The following is a 19,033-nucleotide window of genomic DNA, read 5'->3' as shown; positions in this document are numbered from 1 at the left end:
CACCCGCAAGGGAGTCGAGAGCTGGAACCAGCCCTCGGGCACCTTCCGGGCGAGGACGAAGCACGGCAACTACAACGCCTGGCTCGACGCGCACGGCGACGACTACGAGTTCATGGCCTGCGTGGACACCGACCACGTACCGCTGCCCAACTTCCTGGAGCGGATGATGGGGTACTTCCGCGACCCCGACGTGGCCTTCGTCGTCGGCCCGCAGGTCTACGGCAACTACACGACGGCCGTCACCAAGGCCGCCGAGAGCCAGCAGTTCCTCTTCCACGCCCTCATCCAGCGCGCCGGCAACGCGTACGGCGCCCCCATGTTCGTCGGCACCAGCAACTGCGTCCGCGTCAGCGTGCTCCGCCAGATCGGCGGCCTCTACGACTCCATCACCGAGGACATGGCCACCGGCCTGGAGATCCACCGCCGCCGCAACCCCGCCACCGGCCGCCGCTGGCGCTCCGTCTACACCCCCGACGTGCTCGCCGTCGGCGAAGGGCCGTCCTCCTGGACCGACTTCTTCTCCCAGCAGCTGCGCTGGTCCCGCGGCACCTACGAGACGCTGCTCCGCCAGTTCTGGCGCGCCGTGTGGACCATGTCGCCCGGCCGGGTGGTCAACTACTCGCTGATGGTGGCCTATTACCCGATGGCCGCGCTCAACTGGGTGCTCGGCGCCGTCTCCTGTGTCCTCTTCCTGGCCCTCGGCGCCTCCGGCATCAACGTCGAGTCCCAGGTCTGGCTGATGCTCTACGGCGACGCGGCGGCCCTCCAGGTCGGCCTCTACGTCTGGAACCGCCGCCACAACGTCAGCCCCCACGAACCGGCCGGCTCGTCCGGCACCGCGGGCATGCTGATGTCCGCGCTCTCGGCGCCGCTGTACGCCCGGTCGCTGGGGGAGGCCCTGCTGCGCCGGCGCTCGCGGTTCGTCGTGACGCCGAAGGGCGACTCCGCCAGCCCCGACCGCGTCCTGACCTTCCGCACCCACCTGACGTGGGCCGCCGTCCTCGCCTTCGCGCTGCTCGCCTCGGTGGTGCTCAGCCACGCGCACACGGCGATGCGGATCTGGGCCTTCCTGGGCCTGCTGACGACGCTCATCCCGCTGGGCGTCTGGCAGGCGGGCCTGCTGGCGCGGCGCCGCGGCGCGCCCGTGCCCGCCCTGGCGGACGCGGACCTGGACGGCGGCCAGGAGCCGGAGTCCGCCCGGCCGGTGGGGCCGCGGACGCCGGTCTAGACGTGCGGCGCGGCGTGCGGCCCGGGGCCTCCGGTGCCGTACGCGCTGAGGAAGGTGGCGACCGCGGTCCGGGCGACGGCCCGCAGCTCCTCGTCGTCGAGCCGCCGCGTGCCCATCCTGGTGCGGGCCTCCATCGGGCCGGTGAGCAGTGCCAGCAACTGCTCGGCCGCCAGGTCGGGATCGGGGGCCGACAGCCGTCCGGCGAGGGCGAGCCGGGCCAGCCGGTCGGCGAGGGCCCGGACGAGGCGGTGGGGGCCGTCCTCGTTGACGATGTCCAGGGCGTCGGGGAACCGGGTGATCTCGGAGAACAGCAGCCGCCGCAGCGCGCACGACCGTTCGTCGCCGTGCAGCAGGAGCAGCTCGTACGCGACGGCCTCCAGAGTCGCGGGCAGGTCCTCGCCCGGAGTGGCGAGCGGCTCCAGGGCGGCCACCCGGGCGTCCAGCATGGCGCGGTTCGCGGCGGCGAGGGCCTGCCGGAAGAGGGCCGCCTTGTCGCCGAAGTGGTTGTAGACCGTCGGCTTGGCCACGCCGGCCTCGGCGGCGACCTCCTGGACGCCCGTGTCGTCGAACCCCTTCCGGGCGAACACGGTGAACGCGCCCTCCAGGATGGCTTGCCGGCGATCGGTCCGCCTGCCGTCGGTGCCTCGTGAGTGTGCTGCCGTCATGCGCCGGATTTTACGCGCGGGTTCAAAAGAAGACCCTCACGGGTTGCGCTTGGACTCGTGAGGGCATTTAACTGAACCCATGAGTTCAATAGCTGTGGAGAAGACCGTGGTGATCACCGGCGGCACCGACTGAATGGGCGCCGCGCTCGCCCGGGCCCGCGTCGCCCGCGGCGACACCGTCGTGATCATCGGCCAGGACGCACGGAAGGCGGCGGCCGTCCATGGCGCAGTCTTCCTCCGGGCGGACCTGAGCCTGGTCCGCGAGAACCGGCGCGTGGTCGCCGAACTCGCCGACCGCTTCCCGGAGATCGACGCCTTGGTCCTCTGCGCGCGGTACTTCCGCGCCACCCGCCGGGAGACCGCCGAGGGCGTCGAGAGCACCTTCGCCCTGGAATACCTCAGCCGCTTCCTGCTCAGCCACGGGCTGCCCGGGGCGCGCGTCGTCGTCAACGTCTCCGGTCCCGGCGTCCCCGCGGGGCGGGTGCACTGGGAGGACCCGATGCTGCGCCGCGGGTACGACGGTGTGGCCGCGCAGTTGCAGGCCGGACGGGCCAACGACCTGCTCGGGGTCGCCTACGCGGCCCGCCGGGGGCGGGACGGCGCCCGGTACGTCCTGGTCAACCCCGGCGCCGTCGCCACCGCGTTCCGCGGCGAGTACGACGCGGCGACGGCCGCCCACGTGGCGCGCCTCAAGCGGGACGGACTGCCGGTGGACGAGGGTGTCAGGCCGGTGGCGGCCCGCGTCGACGCCCCGCCGGCCGAACCGCTGAGCGCCTTCGTCCGGGACCGGCGGATCGGCGTCGAGGGTCCGTCGTTCGATCCGGAGGCCGCGGAGCGGCTGTACGCGCTGACGGAGCGGCTGCTGCGCGGCGTGTGACACCCGATCGTGGAAATCTGTTGACAGGGGGTCACTGTGTGTAATTGAGTCTACTCAGACACGTATTCGATCTGGGGGGATCGTCATCACTACCAAACACACCGGCCTGGCCGTCGCCTGCTGTGCGCTCGTCGTGGCGAGCACCGCGGTGGCCTGTGGCACGGAGGAGAAGCTCGGCGCCGGCGCCAAGGTGGAGAGAGCGTTCGAACGGCTGGGGGAGGAGAAGGCCGTCGCGGTGGAGTTCGCGTTCGACGCGAACGCCGAGGAGATCCACGCCGCTCTGAAGGACGGGAAGAAGAACGGGAAGAGGGGGGCGGACGGGAAGAAGGAGAAGGGCGGAGTCGACCGAGAGTCGGCCGGCATCCTCGCCGACCTGAAGCTGCACTACGCCGTCGTCTCCGACAAGCCGCTGAAGGAGCCGCAGGCCAAGGGGGGGAAGGACAGGGACCGGCCGTCCGTCGCCGGGCGGCTCACCAGGAAGGACGGCACGGTCCTGGCGGAACTGCGGTCGGTCGAGCGGAAGGTGTACCTGCGCGGGGACGTCAAGGCGTTCGCCGGGATGGTGCGGCCCAAGGACGCCAAGGAGCGGTCCGAGCGGCGTGACTTCGACGAGGCGCTGAAGAAGATCGACGAGATGCCGGACTCACTGGCCGCGGTCAGGAACGCGCTCAAGGGGGAGTGGGTCGCTCTCGACACCGCGGAGTTCGAGGAGCTCGCCGCGAAGAAGCGCGAGCGGGGCGGCTCCTCGGGTGGCGAGTCCTCCGGCGGGCTGGACGCGGACACGCAGAAGCGGGTCGCCGACGCCCTCCGCAAGACGCTCACCGACAACTCCGCGAGCAAGGACGCCGGTAAGCGGAACGGTGCCGAGCACGTGGAGGTCACCGTCCCCGCCCGCAAGGCCGCGAAGCAGCTCTCCGAGGCCCTCAAGCCCTTGGAGAAACAGCTCCGCAAGGCGGGCAAGGGCGAGGACCTGAGCGCGCTGGAGAACGCGCCGGACAAGGACGTCGTCTTCGACGTCGCCCTCAAGGACGGCCGGCTCTCCGCCGTCACCTTCGACATGGCCGCACTGGACGAGGACGTGCGCGCCCGGCTGCCCGTGACGGTCGGCTTCCAGAGCACGTCCGTGAAGATCGACGCGCCTTCCGGCGCCCGGAAGCTGTCGGTCCGGGAGATAACCGAGGCGCTCATGCGGATGGTGGGCGGGGGCGGGGGTGGATCGGACCGGCCGAGCAACGGCGTCTGAGGCCGCGCTCCCGGGCCGGGGCCGTACTCCCGCCGAGACCGCACTCCGGTCGTGACCGCGGTCCCGTCGGCGTCCTCCCTCGCGTCAGCGGCTCGGCGCCGGCGCGGGGGTGAGACCCGGCGCGGGCGTGGGTGCCGGTGCCGGGGCGGCGGGCAGGGGAGGCGCCTGCGGCGGTGCGGCGGCGGCCGGGGCGGGAGGGATAGGCGGGATGGGCGGTGGTGCCGCGGACGCCGGGGAAGCCGGTGCCGGTGGTGCCACGGGGGCAGGGCCTGCCTGCTGTGCGGGTGGTGCCTGCGGAGGGGGAGGCGACGGCTGCGCGGGAGGCGGCGCCGGGGCCGCGGAAGCCGGTGGCGGCGCGGCCTCCTGCGGGGGGTCGGCCTGCGGTGGTGTCTGCGATGGTGCCTCCGGCGGCGTGGGCACCGTCGTCGCCAGGCCCAGCGCGTACTCCGCCCACCAGTGCCCGGCCGGCGGCGCGCCCCGGCAGGCGCCGTCCGACTCGCCCGGCCGCTTCACCCACACCAGGGCGTCCACCACCGCGGCCCCCGTCACCGTGGTGGGAGCCGTGCCCAGGGCGCGGCCGGGCGGGTTGCACCACGCCTCGTCGCCGGCGTCCTCCTCGCCGCTCTGCCGGGGCGGCGGACCATTGCCGTTGCGGCTGGTGTCGATGATGTAGTGGGCGCCGCCGAGGAGGGCCGACAGCCGGTCCCCGTAGGCCCGGGTGACGGGCGTGGTGTGGAAGTTGGAGACGTTCAGCGCGAAGCCGTCCGCCTGCCCGAGACCGGACCGGCGCAGCAGGTCCGCCAGCCGCTGCTGGTCGGAGACCCAGCCCGCGTTGCCCGCGTCGAGGTACACCGACGTCCGGGGCAGCGCCTTGAAGGCCCGTACGGCCTCGGCCAGCAGGACCGGCCGCTCGGCCAGCGCGTCCGGCGGGGACGAGCAGCCCGACGCCAGGTGGGCGAGGGCGTCCGGTTCCAGCACCACCCACGCGGGGCGGTCGCCGATGCCCTCCGCGGCCCGGGCCACCCACCGGCGGTACGCCGCCGCGTCGGGCGCCCCGCCGGAGGAGTACTGGCCGCAGTCCCGGTGCGGGATGTTGTACGCCACCAGCAGCGGCACGCGTCCCGCCGCGGCGGCTTCCCGCGTCACCCGCTCGGCCGCCGCCTTGGGGTCCTCCCCCGGCAGCCAGACCGCCGCCGGCCGGTCGGCGATGCGCCGCAGCGCCTCCGCGTCCGCCTCCCGTCCGCGCTCCCGCCAGACCCGCACCTGACGTGCCGCGGGTCCGAAGGGCTCCACCCAGAACGGGGAGGCCGCGTCCGCCACCGTGTCCACGGCGCCGGCCCGCTCCGGGCAGAGCGCCAGGCACACCGCCCCCGCGCTCGCCAGCAGAACAGCACCCCGCCGGGCCTGCGCGAGAACACGGGCCGTACTCGTCGTGCGCATGGGCTCCACCCTTCACCTGGGCCTCCGTGGTCGTACCAGGCTGTAATGTGGCGGGCCGTCAGGTCGCGCGGGCCTGCGCCGTGTGGGTCGGCCGTTGCTCCCGACGGGTGAGCGGGGCCGCCCGGCGGGGGCGAGGTGGTCCGTGTCGCTTCGAACGAACGCCATGGAAGCGACCGCCGTAGATCGGATGATGTGACGTCTTCGTGCGGCGTGCTTCCACGCGCGGTGGGACTGCACTGTTCGTGCCGGTGACGTCGTCCGGCACGGCGGGCCTAATGGGGGCATGCAGACCATTCCAGCCCGCCGGAACCGGGCTCCCCGCGGCTTGACCGACGCGTTCGCCGAGCCGAGCACCGACACCGTCGTCGAGACCGAGGAGGCACTCACGGACCTGTACATCGCCCCGTCCGCCTGCTCCGCGACCGCGCCCGTGGCCTTCTGCTTGCCGGAAGGAGCGGAATGCCTCCCCGGGATCGACGTCTGCTGTTCGGGGTTCTGTTTCACCGCCGCCGGTGAGGGCCGGGCGCATTGCCACGGATGACCGGCGGCGAAGGAACGGCCGCGCCGGTCCGGCCGGGTCCCGACGCCCGGCTGGTCGAAGTCGACGACGGCGCCATCCTGCTGCACCGCGCCGTTCCCGCGGCCGCCTGGGTGTCTCCCGCCGCACTGCGGTGGATGCGCGGTGCCCCTGTGCCGCCCGACCGCGCCGCCGACTTCGCGAGATGCGTGGAGTCATGGCGGTCGGCCGGCCTCGTCAGGGACCACGATCGCGAGGGCGAGCCGGCTCCCACGGAGGAACCGGCGAACCCGGCGGACCCGGCGGGGGCAGGAGACGCGGTCGTCTCTCACCCGGTCCTGGTGGTCGCGTCGTCCCCCGGCTGCGGCTACTGCCGGCAGTTGCGGACCGATCTGGACGCCAACCGGCGCACGCTCACCGCCCGGGGGGTCTCGGTGCTCCTCGTGGGTGAGGGAAGCCCTGCGGCGTGGGGTGCCGGGCTGAAGCCGCCCCAGGCCGAGGAACTGGCCGGAACCTACGCGCATCTCGGGCGGCTGGGCACCCCCTCGGCGGTCCGGCTGTCACCCGGCGGCGGCGCCGCCCACCCGGTCGTGCGGGGATTCGAAGCCGTCACCGCGACCCTGGTCGAGCTCTGCGGCGCGGAACCGGGCCGGGTGGTCTGCGAAACGCCGACGAGCTGCTCGGCCGGAGTCAACGGCGCCCCCGTGGACGCCCTGGTCGTCGCCCGGGCCGGCGGGAGGGCCGTGGGGATCGCCGCGCGGGGCGAGGAGGCCGTGCGAGTGGCCGCTCTCGCGGCGGAGGCCACGGGCACGGGGGCGGACGCCGCCGGGGGATACGTACCGGTCACCCTGCTCGTGGAACGTCCGCGCAACCTGTGGCTGGTGTTCCGCGGCGGTGAGCTGGTGGGCCGCTCCCGCGACGCGGACGAGGCACTGGACGTGCTGAGACGGATGGTCGCCGGCTTCGAGTCGCCCGGAGTGCGGCAGGTGCGGCTGCTGTGCGGAGCGCTCGTGCACGGCGGGGGAGAGCGGGCCCTGCTCTTCCCCAGGAACTGGATGTCGTACCTGGTCGCACGCAGCGCTTCCCTGGCGCGAGCCGGCTGGCGGCCCTGCCCCGACCCGTTCGCCTCCCTGGAAGCCGGCCCGGACGGCACGCCCCTGCTGTGCCACCCGTCGCGGCCGGCCGGCCCGCCGCGGCACACGCCCGTGGCGGGCGTGCTGGCACCACGGCCGACGGCCCCGATGCCCGGCGTGCACGTCCGGGCACGGTCGCTGACCCGGATCGCCAACTGGGCCGTCCGGCCCGTACCGCCCGAGCAGGTCGGCACGGTCTGCGCGCTGCTCGCCGGCCTGCCCGTGCACCTGGGCACCCAGGAGGAGGCGCTCGCCTTCCTGACCGGTTCCCCCGCGCCCTAACCCCCCAGCACCTCCCCCAGGTCGTACGACACCGGCTCCTCCAGCTGCGCGTACGTGCACCCGTCCGGCGTGCGGTCCGGGCGCCAGCGGCGGAAGCGGGCGGTGTGGCGGAAGCGGTCGCCCTGCATGTGGTCGTAGGCGACCTCGCAGACGCGCTCCGGGCGGAGCGGGACCCAGGAGAGGTCCTTCTTGCCCGTCCAGCGGCTGGGGCCGCCCGGGAGACGCGAGGAAGCCTGAGCGTCGGCGTCGGCCCAGTCCTGCCAGGGGTGGCCCTCGGCGGTGGGCATGCGCAGCGGTTCCAGCTCCGCCATCAGCTCCTGCCGCCGCTTCATGGTGAACGCGCCGCACACGCCGACGTGCTGGAGCCGGCCCCCGGCGTCGTACAGGCCCAGCAGCAGCGAGCCGACCACCGGTCCGCTCTTGTGCGGGCGCAGGCCGGCGACGACGCAGTCGGCGGTCCGTTCGTGCTTGACCTTGACCATCACGCGCTCGCCGGGCCGGTACGGCAGATCCGGCGGCTTGGCGATCACCCCGTCCAGGCCGGCACCCTCGAACCGCTCGAACCAGCCGTGCGCCACGTCGAGTTCATAGGTGACGGGCGCGGTGAAGACCGGGTCGGAGGCGTCGCGGAGCGCCTCCTCCAGGGCCGTACGCCGTTCGCGCTGCGGCGTCCGGAGCAGCGACGCGTCGCCGAGGGCCAGCAGGTCGAAGGCGACGAACGCGGCGGGTGTGGTCTCGGCCAGATGGCGTACCCGGGAGGCGGCCGGATGGATGCGCTCCAGCAGGGCGTCGAAGTCCAGCCGCCCGCCGCGGGCGACGACGATCTCGCCGTCCAGCACGCAGCGTTCCGGCACGCGCTCCTTCAGGGCCGCCACCAGCTCGGGGAAGTAGCGGGTCAGCGGGCGGCCGGAGCGGCTGCCCAGCTCCAGCTCGTCGCCGTCCCGGAAGACGACGGCCCGGAAGCCGTCCCACTTGGCCTCGTACTGCATGCCCGGAGGGATCGTCGCCGCGGACTTGGCCAGCATCGGCTCCACGGGCGGCATCACCGGAAGGTCCATGATCCGAGTGTGCGGGCGGCGGCGGGGGCCCGCCCGCCGACAGGCGCCCGGGCCCCCGGACGCCGTAGCGTGGCCGCATGGCAGAGACGCTGGAGCTCACCGTCGGCGAGCGGACGGTACGGCTGTCCAACCCGGGCAAGGTCTACTTCCCGGAGCGCGGCTACACCAAGTACGACGTCGCCCGGTACTACCTCAGCGTCGGCGACGGCGTCCTCCGGGCCCTGCGGGACCGCCCGACCACCCTGGAGCGCTACCCCGACGGCGTCGACGGCGAGTCGTTCTTCCAGAAGCGGGCGCCCAAGAACCTCCCCGACTGGATCCCCACCGGCCGGATCGCCTTCCCCAGCGGCCGGTACGCGGACGAGATCTGCCCCACCGAGACCGCCGCCGTGCTCTGGGCCGCCAACCTCGGCTGCCTCACCTTCCACCCCTGGCCCGTCCGGCGCGACGACACCGACCACCCCGACGAGCTGCGCATCGACCTCGACCCGCAGCCCGGCACCGGCTACGCCGACGCCGTGCGCGCCGCCCTGGCCCTGCGTGGGCTCCTCGACGAGCTGGGGCTGACCGGCTGGCCCAAGACCTCCGGCGGCCGGGGCCTGCACGTCTTCGTGCCCATCGCCCCGCGCTGGACCTTCGTCCAGGTGCGCCGGGCGGCCATCGCCGTCGCCCGGGAGCTGGAGCGGCGGATGCCCGAGCAGGTCACCTCCGCCTGGTGGAAGGAGGAGCGCGGCGCCAAGATCTTCGTCGACTACAACCAGACCGCCCGCGACCGCACCATCGCCAGCGCCTACTCGGTCCGTCCCCGCCCGCACGCCCCGGTCTCCGCGCCGCTCCGCTGGGAGGAGCTGGAGAGCGCCGTCCCCGAGGACTTCGACATCACCACCATGCCGGCCCGGTACGCCGAACTCGGCGACGTGCACGCCGACATGGCCGACCACGCGTGCGTCCTGGACGCCGCCCTGGAGCTCGCCGCCCGCGACGAGCGCGAGCACGGGCTCGGCGACCTGCCGTACCCGCCGGAGCACCCGAAGATGCGGGGCGAGCCCAAGCGCGTCCAGCCCAGCAGGGCGAAGAAGGAGGACAAGGGCGGGAAGGACTCCGCCACCTGACGGTGTGCCAGTCGGGCTCATCACCCGTTGTCCGCGTTTAGCCGGACATCGGGCGTGGAACCTGGGCAATGCTCTGTTCCCACCTCGTACCAGAGGAGATCCATGTCCAGGAGACTCGCGACCCGTGCCGGCAAGCTCGCCGCCGGTGTGCTGGCGGCGACCGCGGCCGGTACCGCGCTGTTCGCCGCCCCGGCCGAGGCGACGCCGGACGCCGCCGCCCGGCCGTACGGCACGGTCAGCGCCCGCACCGGTGTCAACGAGCGCACCCTGCCCAGCACCGACGCCTCCGTGCGCGGCATCCTGCGCCACCGGATCCAGGTCGGCCTGCGGTGCAAGGTCCGCGCCCAGGACATCGGCGGCAACAACGTCTGGTACCAGCTGAGGGACCGCCAGACCTGGGTCGCCGCCAAGTACATCGACAACAAGGCCGCGAACGTCCCCTACTGCCGGATGCTCAACCGCAGCACCATGGACGACAGCGCCGAGTCGCGCGAGGCCATGGGCTGACGGGCACGGTCAGAACGCGCCCGCAGGGCGCACCGGGTCCCGTCCGAGCTCGGGGCGGGACCCCTCACTCCGCGCGCACGGGGTGACACCCGGAGCCGATACGGGTGGTGGCGCCTAGAGTTGCCTCACGTACTGCACGGAACGTACCGCACGGACGTGGGATCCGGCACCGGGCACCACGCCAGGGGCACGAGCCTTCGTATCGGCCGGAAGGAAGAACGCGTTGGACCACCTGACCCATGGCTGTGTTCTGCTGCTGGACGGCACCCCTGACCGGAGGCGGGGCCTCCTGCCCAACCCGACCGCGCACGCCGTCGCCGGGGCCGGGCCGCGCGGGTTCCTCGCCGCCGCGACCGCGGACGTGGTCCAGCTCCCGGCGATGGCCGGGCCGCAGAGCGTCCTGGCCTACCTCCGCGACGCCGCCACCGTCCCCGGACCCCTGCTGGTGTGGGTCACCGGCCACCTGATGGTGCCGGCCCGCAAGGGCGGCGAGGTGCACCTGGCGCTCCGCGACAGCACGCCCGGCACGGTCCGCTACACCGGACTGCCGTGGGAGTGGCTGACCCGCACCCTCGGCGAACACGCCGGGCCCACGCTGCTGGTGGTCGACGTCGAGGCCGACGAGAGATCCTGGCCGCACGTCGCCGCCGCCGCCCGGGACGGGCGGCTGACCGCGGGGCCGGCGGTGTGCGGCGTCGTCACCCCCAGCCCGGACCGGGCACCCGCCGAGGCCTCGCCCTACACCCGGGCCCTCCTCACCGCCCTCGATCTCGGCCACCCCACGGCGGGGCCCGTCCTCGACCCGGTGCTGCTGCACCAACTGGCCCTGGACCAGGCGGGGCTGCCCGGCGGACGGCTCGTCCTCCGGCACGGCACGCCCGGGCCCGTCCTCGCCAACCCCGCGCACGCCGCCCCGGTACCGGCCGTCCCGGCGCCCGCCGTGCCGTCGGCCGAGCCCCCGCGGCAGGAGCAGCCGCCGGCGCCGGCCCGCGAGGAGGACGCTCTGCCGCGCATCCTGGCCGCCGCCAACGCCGGCAGGCACAACGAGGCCGCCGCCATGGCCGCCGCCTGGGAGCAGCAGGTGCTGCGCCGGCACGGGCCGCAGAGCGCCGAGGCCGGACTGTGGATCGAGGTCCGCGCCGACCTCGCCCGACTGGCCGGCGACCACCCGCGCGCGGCCGAACTGTGGATGTCCGCCGCCGCCAACCGGCTGGCCCGGGGCGGCCCGACGGACGCCGAGGCGGTCGCCGCCCTCAAGCGCGCCCACTACTGCTGGCAGCACAGCGGCGACCGGGCGTCCGTGCTCGCGCCCGCCCTGCTCGCCCTGTGGGAGCAGGTGCCCGGCAGCCTCGACGCCGCCGCGGACGTCCGCGCCCGGCTGGCGGAGGGGCCGCGTCCGGTCTCGCGGTGAGGACGGGGCCCGGGGTCAGTCGCGGCGGGACGTCCACCAGCGGGCCTTGTACATCGCGCCGCGCACCATCCGCTTCGTGCCGTCCGGCCGGTGGAACGTCAGGACGGACGTGCACCAGACGCACGCGTGGCCCGGCTCGGGCCGGGCCACCAGGATCCGGCCGGTCGCCGGGTCGTCGCCGACGCTCTTGACGCCGGGGGCGCTGATCCGGGAGCTCAACGGGTAGTCGACGAAGCGGTGCCGGCCCGTCGCGTACTGGTAGACGGCCGTGCCGGTGGTCACCCACAGGCGGCCCTTCGTGCCCAGGACGGGGGCGAGGTCGTGGCCGTCGCGGGTGGGCAGGGCGCTGCGGTGGACGACGACGAGACCGGGGTCGTCGGCCGGGCCGGCCACGCGGAGGGCGACGAGCTCTCCGCTGCCGAGTGCCCACAGCAGCCGGGTCCGGGGGTCCCAGTGCACGCCGTGCGCGCCGCGCAGCGGCACCTCCGCGTGCCGGGTGGCGCGGGCGCCGGTCGAGGCGGCGTAGACGCGGACGAAACCGCCGGTGCTGGCGGCCACGGCGACGTTGCCGTCGGGGAGCAGGTCGATGCTGTGCGCGTTGCCCGGCCCGGTGTGGGCGGCCCAGTACACGTCCCGGTCCGGGTATCCGACCACCGCCGCGAGTCCGCCGGAGGCGGTGGTCAGCAGGTAGCGGCGGCCGCCGAGCGTACGGAGCTTGGCCTCGCTCGGGTTGCTCCAGGACGACCCGGGCTCCAGGTCCGTGAGCCCCGGCTGGTCGTCGGCGCTCCAGGACCACAGCACGCCGGTGCCCCGTCCCACGTCCCAGCTCCGGACGTCGGACCGGAGGATGTGGACCGCCCGGGTCGCCTGGTCGGCCGCGACGACGGGGGTCGCCGCCGTGCCCTTGCCGCCGCCCGCCCGCGGCTGCGCGCCGGCGGCGGAGGCGCTCAGGGCGACGGCCGCGGCGAGGGCGGCCGTCAGCAGGCGCCGCACGGACGGTCCGGGGTGGGGGTGCGCACGAGGGTCAGAATGGGGCGGACGGCGACGAGTGGTGCGGTGCCACGCCCGGCGGGGAGGGGAGTTCGCCCCGGGGAGTGCTCGGCGGTGGGGGCGGTGTGGCGGCGGGGGCGGGTGGTTCGGGGCCGGCCCGCCCACGGGGTGGGTCCCGGACGCCGCCGTGGCCCCGTCAGCCGTACAGCGCCACGCGGTAGAACGCCGCGAGCGCCGCGTCGACGGGATGGGGCTGCGGCCGGCCCGAGGCGTCGAGTGCGTTCCAGCGCTGGAGGTTCACCGCGACGGACAGCTGCCGGCCGCCGTCGGGGCTGATCAGGGACAGCGCTCCGGCGCCCCAGGCCGAACCGCCGTGGCCCCAGAAGACTCCCTGGCCGGGAGCCGCCTCCATCGGGTGCAGGCCGAGGCCGTAGTCGATCGTCTTCCCCTCCTGGGAGATCACCCGGACCGTGCGTCGCATCTCCGCCAGGGACGACGGGCTGACGATCTCGCCGGCGAACAGCAGGGCGTAGAAGCGGTTGAGGTCCGCGACGGTCGATATCAGGGAGGCCGCCGGCCCCACCCACGACATGTCGTAGACGCTGTAGTCGCGCGGCGGGTCGATCATGCCGAACCACGCCTCGTACATCCGCGAGTGCGGGCCCTGGACGTGCGGATCGGTGGGGAGTTCGGTGTCCTGGAGACCGGCGTGGTCGATGACGGTCCGGGTGATGCACCGTTCGGCCGTGGTGCCGGTCACCTTTTCGAGGAGAGCGCTGAGGAGCAGGTAGTTGGTGTTGGAGTAGACGCCGGGTGTGGCGCCCGGGGCGCCGGTGGGGGGTGCGGCGACGCCCATGGCGATGAGTTCGACGGGGTCGAAGCGGGTGAACCGGAGGTCGTCCAGGCTCCGGGGGTCGGTGTTCGCGAGGTCGGGGAACGCCTTGAGGGAGGGATAGGCGTAGGGGAGGTACTCGGCGAGGCCGCTGGTGTGGTTGATCAGCATCCGGACCGTGATCGCGTCGCCGCGCGCGCCGGGGACCAGCTGCGGGAGGTACCGGCCGATCGGCGCGTCGAGGCCGATATGGCCGCACTCGACCTGCCGGAGCACCGCGGCTGCGGTGAAGGTCTTGGTGATGCTGCCGACGCGGTGCCGCATGCCGGCGGTGACGGGCCGTCCGGTGGCGAGGTCGGCGACGCCCGCGGCGCCGCGCCAGACCTCGTCGCCGTCGCGCACCTCGGCGAACAGGCCCGGCACACCGGCGCGGTGGACGTTCTCCAGGGCGGCGTCCAGCGCCGCGGGGTCCAAGGGGTTGCTCACGGTCATGCGTCCTTTCGGCTGCCCGGGGCGGGCTCCACGCCGGTCGTCCGGCCCGGGGAACGGGGCACGAGGGGCGCGCCGGGCCGCCTGTCACGGCGGTCCGGTGCGCTCGTGCACCCATTATGCACGCGGTGCGTGCAAAGCCGAGTGCGTCGTCGGTTCAGATCTGCGGTGCGCCCAGGCGGCGCTCGTCCTCCCGGATGGCGACGTCGTTGACGCTCGCGAAGCGGCGCCGCATCAGGCCGTTCGCCGCGAACTCCCAGTTCTCGTTGCCGTACGAGCGGAACCAGCGGCCCGCCGCGTCGTGCCACTCGTACTCGAAGCGCACGGCGATCCGGTCGTCGCCGTACGCCCAGAGCTCCTTGCGGAGTCGGTAGTCGAGCTCGCGCCGCCACTTGTCGCGGAGGAAGGTGACGATCTCCGCGCGGCCGGTGAGGAAGACGTCACGGTTCCGCCACTCCGAGTCCTCGGTGTAGGCGAGCGCGACCCGCTCCGGGTGGCGGCTGTTCCAGGCCGCTTCGGCGGCCCGCACCTTCTCCAGGGCGGTCTCGGCGGTGAACGGCGGCAGCGGGGGTCTCGTGGCGTCGGGTGCGGCGGCGGTCATGGCGGTCTCCTCGCGACAGGTGGAGAACGTACGTTCTCCGTGGTGTGCGGTAGCGTATGAGAACGATGGTTCTCACGCAAGGAGTGGGCACGATGGAGACCGTGGGGCAGGCGAAACCGGAGTCGCCGGAGGGCAGGGTCCTGGACGCGGCCGAGGAGCTGTTCTACGGCCGCGGGCTGCAGGCGGTCGGCATGGACGCGATCCGGGCCGCGTCCGGGGTGTCGCTCAAGCGGCTGTACCAGATCTTCCCCTCGAAGGACGTCCTCGTGGAGGCGTACCTGAGCCGCCGGGACGAGCGGTGGCGCGCCTCCCTGGAGCGGTTCGCCGACGCGCGCCCGGCCGGGCCCGAACGGGTGCTGGCCGTCTTCGACTGGCTCCACGCGTGGTTCCGCGAGCCGGACTTCCGGGGGTGCGCGTTCGCCAACTCCTACGGGGAGCTGGGCGCCACCCACCCCGGTGTCGCCGCCGCGGCCCGGAACCACAAGGCCGCCTTCCGGCGGTACCTGGCCGGGCTGGCGGCCGGCGCGGGAGGCTCCGAGGCGCTGGCCGACCAGCTCCTGCTGCTCGCGGAGGGGGCGATCGGCACCGCGGCCGTGTCGGGGAGCGCCGAGCCCGCGCTGCACGCGCGCGCGGCGGCGCGGGCCCTGATGGGGGAGGGGAGCTGACGGGTCGTCAGGAGGCGTTACGTCAGGAGGCGGCGCGTCAGGAGACGTTGCGTCAGGAGAGGTCGTGGATCACCTCCGCGACCGTCGCCACGCCCTCCGCGATCTCCGACGCGGGCAGCACCGCGTAGCCCAGGACCAGGCCGGGCCGCCGCGGCCGGAGGCTGTGCCAGGACAGCGGCTGCACCTTCACGCCCCGCTCCAGGGCCGCCGCGGCCACCGCCGCGTCGTCCGGGCCGCCCTCGAAGGTGACCATGAGGTGCAGGCCGGCGGCGGCGCCGTGCACCACCGCGCCGGGCAGCCGGGCGCCGATCGCCTCGATCATCGCGTCCCGGCGCCTGCGATGACGTCTCCTCAACTGCCGCAGATGGCGCTCCAGTTCGCCGGACTCCAGCAGTCGGGCCAGCGCCAGTTGCGGGAGCGCCGCGCTGCCCAGGTCCGTGAACCGCTTGGCGTCCACCAGGGCTTCGCGGTACCGCGCGGGGGCCAGCAGCCAGCCCAGGCGGAGCGCGGGGGCGAACAGCTTGGAGACGCTCCCCATGTAGCAGACGCCGTCCGCGAGCATCGCCCGCAGCGCCGCCACCGGGGGCCGGTCGTAGCGGTGTTCCGCGTCGTAGTCGTCCTCGAGGACCAGACCGCCGTCCGCCACCCAGTCCATCAGCGCCCTCCGCCGGGCGCCCCCGAGGACCACCCCGGTCGGGAACTGGTGCGCGGGGGTGAGCAGGACGGCCCGCGCGCCGGTCGCGCGTAGCGCGTCGACGCGGACGCCCTCGGCGTCCACCGGCACCGGCGGCGTCGCCGCGCCCCAGTACCGGAAGTGCTGCCGGGCGCCCAGCGAACCCGGGTCCTCCACCGCCACCTCGTCGATCCCCTCCCGGACCAGCACCTGGGCCACGAGGCCCATCGCCTGGGCGACCCCGCCGACGACGATCACCTCGTCGGGGTCGGCGACGATCCCCCGCGTCCTGGCGAGCCAGTGGACCAGGGCCCGGCGGAGCTCCGGCGTGCCCCGCGGGTCGCCGTAGCCGAACGCGGCGGGGGTGAGGGAGCCGAGCACGGCGCGCTCGGCGGCCAGCCAGGCCGCGCGCGGGAAGGCCGCCAGGTCCGGCAGGCCGGGGGAGAGGTCGATACGGGCCGGGGCGGCGCGCAGCGCGTCGAACGCGTCGGCGCCGGGGGAGGTGAACAGCCCGTCGGGCCGGGCGAGTCGAGGGGGTGCCGGTTCTCGTACGGCGGGTACGGCCGCGGTCGGCGCCGCGACCACGAACGTGCCGTGCCGCCCGCGCCCCGCCGCGTGCCCGTCCTCCGTCAGCCGCCGGTACGCCTCGATCACCACGCCCCGCGACAGCCGCAGTTCGCCGGCCAGCAGCCGGCTGGGCGGCAGCCGGCTGCCCACCGGCAGCCGCCCGTCGGCGATCGCCTCGCGCAGCCGCCGGGTCAGCCAGTCGGCCAGCCCGCCCGGCGGCGCGTCGCCGGTGTCGAGCTGGAGGAAGTCCGAGCCGGCGGCACCCGGCGCCATGGGCCCTATGGATCCTATGGACCCTTCGGACGAACGCTCTTTGGATCTGTCCATCGGGCCATTGTGGCGGCAGGGTCGGGGAGGAGGAGGCGCCGGGGGAGGAGTTCCGGCGCCCGCGTCCCGGACGGAGCACCTTGAGCATCGAATTCCTGCTGACCTCGCTGATCGTCGTGGCCACCCCGGGCACGGGCGTGCTCTACACCATGGCCGCCGGCCTCTCGCGCGGCGCCCGCGCGAGCCTCGTCGCCGCGACCGGCTGCACGCTCGGCACCCTGCCGCACATGGCGGCGGCCGTCACCGGGCTCGCCGCGCTGCTGCACACCAGCGCCCTGGCCTTCCAGATCCTCAAGTACGCCGGTGTGGCCTACCTGTTCTTCATGGCATGGGCCACGCTGCGGGACAAGGGGTCGCTCGCCGCCGACGAGGACGCCGCACCCCGGTCCGCGGCGCGGACGATCCTCGACGGAGTGCTGATCAACATCCTCAACCCCAAGCTCACCCTCTTCTTCTTCGCCTTCCTCCCGCAGTTCGTGAGCGAGGACGAGCCGCACGCCCTGTGGCGCATGGTCGAGTTGAGCGGCGTCTTCATCCTCCTCACGTTCCTCGTCTTCGCCGTCTACGGGCGGTGCGCGGCGGCCTTCCGGGACCGCGTGGTCTCAAGTCCCCGTGCCACGCTGTGGGTTCGCCGTGTTTTCGCGGGCGGGTTCGCGGCGCTGGGGCTCGGACTGGCGTTCTTCTGACGGCGCCCGCGGCGCGGAGTGGCCGCCCGACGAGGGCGGTTCGGCCGGCCGGGCCGCCGGCGGGGAGGCGATCCGCGGCGCGGAGGGCTTGGTCCCGGGCTCACGCGGCACGGTCGGGACCGCGTGGGTGGGGACGACGGCCGGGGGCGGTTTCGACGGGACGTGGGGGGTCGACGGCGGCACGTGCGGCGACGAGGGGACGCGCGGTGTCGAGGGCGGGCGCGGCGAGGAGCCGTACCCGTTGGAGGAGCCGCCGCCCGGTGAGGAGGGCAGGCGGGACGGCGATGACGGTTTGCCGGTCGGCGGGCGGGAGGAGCCGGCGCCCGAGGGGCCGGACGACCCCGATGAACCGGACGAGCCCGATGAACCGGAGGAACCCGGCGCGTCCGAGGGCGGCGTCGACGGGTCGGAAGACGAGCCGGAGGACGGCTCGGAGGGCTTGCCGGAGCCGCCCGGCGAGGGCGAGCCCGTGCCCGTACCGGGCGCGCCGGACGAGCGGGGCGGCTCCGGCGGCCGGGGCGTCGAGGCCGAGTCGTGCTTGCCGTCGTCGCCGATCTCGCGGTGGAACATCCGGTCCTTCCGCTCGGTGTCGACCAGCGGGAGCGCCTTCAACGGCCCCTTGTCCGCGGGCCGCGGCCGGATGACCGTGACCGTCGCCACGGCGAAGCCCTCCCAGCGCCGCCCGTTGAGCTCGGACGTGCGCACGTCGACCGAGGAGTCCGGCTCCCGCAGCGGGTTCCCGCAGTTGCACTTGACCGCCGGCTTCCCGTACGCGTCGACGAGCACCGCCACCCCGGCCTGCAGCACGGCCTGGTAGGCCCGCGTCCTGCCGTCGCCGTCGTAGTTGTGGTTGGTGACGAGGGTGTCGTGCATCAGGACCGCCGGCGTCAGGCCCTCCACGTGCCCCATGATCTCCGCCTCCGCGACGCCCCGGGCCTCGGCCCACGCCTTGGCCTTGACCGGGTCGCCCGCCAGGTCCTTGAGCAACTGGGCCTTGTCGCAGCGGGAGGTCTGCCGGGTGCCGCCGAAGGCACCCGGGGCGTCGCCGTCCGTCGCGCCGCCGCCGTCGGTCGAGCTGACCCCCTTGACGTCGCTGCGCGGGTCGGCGACGAACGGGTTGTCACCGGCCTGCCCGACCGCCTCCAGCGTGATGGACTTCTTCTTGCCGTCGCCGCCGGATCCGTCCGACGAACACGCCGTCAGGGCGGGGCCGACGGCCAGGGCCGGGACCGCCAGCAGGGTGACGGCCCGGATCCGGCGCCGTTTCCGCCTGCCGGTCGTGTCGATGGGGACGGGTATCAGCCACATGTGCGCACCCCCGATTGCCGGTTCTTGCACTGCCGATGGATGTCTCGCGGTGGGTGTGTCCGTGATGGGTCGTCAGTAGGGGCGGCAGGTCGCCACCCAGCTGCCGGGCGGACAGGTCGTCGTGGCGCCGGGCGTCTCCGCCGGACCGCCGGAGGAGTCGTCGCCGCTCGGCGCGGATGCCGACGAGTGGTCCCCGTTCGGTTCGGAGGAGGCGTCGTCCGGTTCCGACGAGGCGTCCGACCGGCGCACCGGGCCCGGGGCCGAGGACGGTGTCGTCGTCCCGCCCGACGGGCTCGTCCCCGGTTCCTTGCCGTCGTCGAGGAACAGGACGGCCGAGACGCCCCCGGCCGCGATGAGCAGGGCCAGCAGGGGAGCGGCGAGCCGGCGCGCGGACCGCCGGCCGCCGCGCGCGGGCGCCGGCC

Annotated in this window: 17 protein-coding genes and 2 pseudogenes; 10 read left to right on the top strand and 9 right to left on the bottom strand. The window is 74.5% G+C overall.

All coding sequences use genetic code 11. The features are described 5' to 3' along the window. A partial coding sequence (locus JNW98_RS28950) for a glycosyltransferase family 2 protein (RefSeq protein WP_223771270.1) occupies nt 1–1,228 on the top strand: 1,228 nt, incomplete at its 5' end. Here JNW98_RS28950 and JNW98_RS28945 read toward each other — a convergent pair. Beyond that, the gene (locus JNW98_RS28945; RefSeq protein ID WP_223771269.1) at nt 1,225–1,893 is read right to left on the bottom strand and encodes a TetR/AcrR family transcriptional regulator; all 669 of its coding nucleotides are present in this window, start codon (nt 1,891–1,893) and stop codon (nt 1,225–1,227) included. The genes JNW98_RS28950 and JNW98_RS28945 overlap by 4 nt on opposite strands. A 133-nt stretch (nt 1,894–2,026) precedes the next feature. Here JNW98_RS28945 and JNW98_RS28940 point away from each other — a divergent pair, with 133 nt between their 5' ends. Continuing rightward, nucleotides 2,027–2,770 carry a Rossmann-fold NAD(P)-binding domain-containing protein gene (locus JNW98_RS28940; RefSeq protein ID WP_223771268.1) on the top strand — a complete coding sequence of 248 codons (744 nt, stop codon included), beginning with the start codon at nt 2,027–2,029 and terminating at the stop codon, nt 2,768–2,770. 133 nt (nt 2,771–2,903) lie between these two features. Next, nucleotides 2,904–4,013, top strand: coding sequence for a hypothetical protein (locus tag JNW98_RS28935; protein WP_223771267.1), 1,110 nt, complete (start codon nt 2,904–2,906; stop codon nt 4,011–4,013). 426 nt (nt 4,014–4,439) lie between these two features. Here JNW98_RS28935 and JNW98_RS28930 read toward each other — a convergent pair. Beyond that, nucleotides 4,440–5,453 (bottom strand): annotated as a pseudogene (locus JNW98_RS28930) (glycoside hydrolase family 6 protein); the annotation flags it as partial. Nucleotides 5,454–5,736: 283 nt separating this feature from the next. On the opposite strand from JNW98_RS28930, the gene JNW98_RS28925 reads away from it, so the two are divergent. Together JNW98_RS28925 and JNW98_RS28920 are read left to right on the top strand one after the other, a co-directional pair. Continuing rightward, nucleotides 5,737–5,994, top strand: a complete 258-nt coding sequence (locus JNW98_RS28925; protein WP_223771266.1) for a hypothetical protein — start codon at nt 5,737–5,739, stop codon at nt 5,992–5,994. Next, nucleotides 5,991–7,385, top strand: coding sequence for a thioredoxin domain-containing protein (locus JNW98_RS28920; RefSeq protein ID WP_223771265.1), 1,395 nt, complete (start codon nt 5,991–5,993; stop codon nt 7,383–7,385). Before JNW98_RS28925 ends, JNW98_RS28920 begins: the two co-directional genes overlap by 4 nt. On the opposite strand, the gene JNW98_RS28915 is transcribed toward JNW98_RS28920, so the two are convergent. Next, on the bottom strand, nt 7,382–8,443 hold the full coding sequence (locus JNW98_RS28915; protein ID WP_223771264.1) for an ATP-dependent DNA ligase: 1,062 nt from the start codon (nt 8,441–8,443) through the stop codon (nt 7,382–7,384). The two genes, JNW98_RS28920 and JNW98_RS28915, sit on opposite strands and share 4 nt — an antisense overlap. A 77-nt stretch (nt 8,444–8,520) precedes the next feature. On the opposite strand from JNW98_RS28915, the gene ligD reads away from it, so the two are divergent. From ligD to JNW98_RS28900, 3 genes are all read left to right on the top strand, one after another. Beyond that, nucleotides 8,521–9,555: a non-homologous end-joining DNA ligase gene (gene ligD, locus JNW98_RS28910; RefSeq protein ID WP_223771263.1), complete on the top strand. Its 1,035-nt coding sequence runs from the start codon at nt 8,521–8,523 to the stop codon at nt 9,553–9,555. A gap of 102 nt (nt 9,556–9,657) precedes the next feature. Further along, complete coding sequence (locus JNW98_RS28905) at nt 9,658–10,062, top strand: SH3 domain-containing protein (RefSeq protein WP_223771262.1); 405 nt, start codon at nt 9,658–9,660, stop codon at nt 10,060–10,062. A 223-nt stretch (nt 10,063–10,285) separates the two neighbouring features. Next, nucleotides 10,286–11,473, top strand: a complete 1,188-nt coding sequence (locus JNW98_RS28900) for a hypothetical protein (protein WP_223771261.1) — start codon at nt 10,286–10,288, stop codon at nt 11,471–11,473. A gap of 15 nt (nt 11,474–11,488) precedes the next feature. Here JNW98_RS28900 and JNW98_RS28895 read toward each other — a convergent pair whose 3' ends face one another. The 3 genes from JNW98_RS28895 to JNW98_RS28885 form a co-directional block, all read right to left on the bottom strand. Then, complete coding sequence (locus JNW98_RS28895) at nt 11,489–12,466, bottom strand: DUF6528 family protein (RefSeq protein ID WP_223771260.1); 978 nt, start codon at nt 12,464–12,466, stop codon at nt 11,489–11,491. 193 nt (nt 12,467–12,659) lie between these two features. Beyond that, nucleotides 12,660–13,787: a serine hydrolase domain-containing protein gene (locus JNW98_RS28890; protein WP_223771259.1), complete on the bottom strand. Its 1,128-nt coding sequence runs from the start codon at nt 13,785–13,787 to the stop codon at nt 12,660–12,662. Between the two features lie 154 nt (nt 13,788–13,941). Then, complete coding sequence (locus JNW98_RS28885; protein ID WP_223771258.1) at nt 13,942–14,385, bottom strand: nuclear transport factor 2 family protein; 444 nt, start codon at nt 14,383–14,385, stop codon at nt 13,942–13,944. Nucleotides 14,386–14,477: 92 nt separating this feature from the next. Here JNW98_RS28885 and JNW98_RS28880 point away from each other — a divergent pair, with 92 nt between their 5' ends. Continuing rightward, entirely contained in the window at nt 14,478–15,050 is a 573-nt protein-coding gene (locus JNW98_RS28880; protein WP_223771257.1) for a TetR/AcrR family transcriptional regulator, read from the top strand. 52 nt (nt 15,051–15,102) lie between these two features. Here JNW98_RS28880 and pdxR read toward each other — a convergent pair whose 3' ends face one another. Further along, the gene (gene pdxR / locus JNW98_RS28875; protein WP_223771256.1) at nt 15,103–16,617 is read right to left on the bottom strand and encodes a MocR-like pyridoxine biosynthesis transcription factor PdxR; all 1,515 of its coding nucleotides are present in this window, start codon (nt 16,615–16,617) and stop codon (nt 15,103–15,105) included. An 80-nt stretch (nt 16,618–16,697) separates the two neighbouring features. Between pdxR and JNW98_RS28870 the strand changes: the two genes are divergently transcribed. Beyond that, entirely contained in the window at nt 16,698–17,303 is a 606-nt protein-coding gene (locus tag JNW98_RS28870) for a LysE family translocator (protein WP_223771255.1), read from the top strand. On the opposite strand, the gene JNW98_RS28865 is transcribed toward JNW98_RS28870, so the two are convergent. Together JNW98_RS28865 and JNW98_RS28860 are read right to left on the bottom strand one after the other, a co-directional pair. After that, nucleotides 17,220–18,611 (bottom strand): DUF6777 domain-containing protein, encoded by a 1,392-nt coding sequence (locus tag JNW98_RS28865; protein WP_223771254.1) that lies wholly within the window; start codon nt 18,609–18,611, stop codon nt 17,220–17,222. The two genes, JNW98_RS28870 and JNW98_RS28865, sit on opposite strands and share 84 nt — an antisense overlap. 72 nt (nt 18,612–18,683) lie before the next feature. Beyond that, nucleotides 18,684–19,033: pseudogene (locus JNW98_RS28860) on the bottom strand (hypothetical protein); the annotation flags it as partial.

This window comes from Streptomyces huiliensis (assembly GCF_020037025.1).
GTDB lineage: Bacteria > Actinomycetota > Actinomycetes > Streptomycetales > Streptomycetaceae > Streptomyces > Streptomyces huiliensis.
The sequence above is the reverse complement of the archived record's forward strand: the minus strand, read 5'-3'. Positions and strand labels throughout refer to the sequence as shown.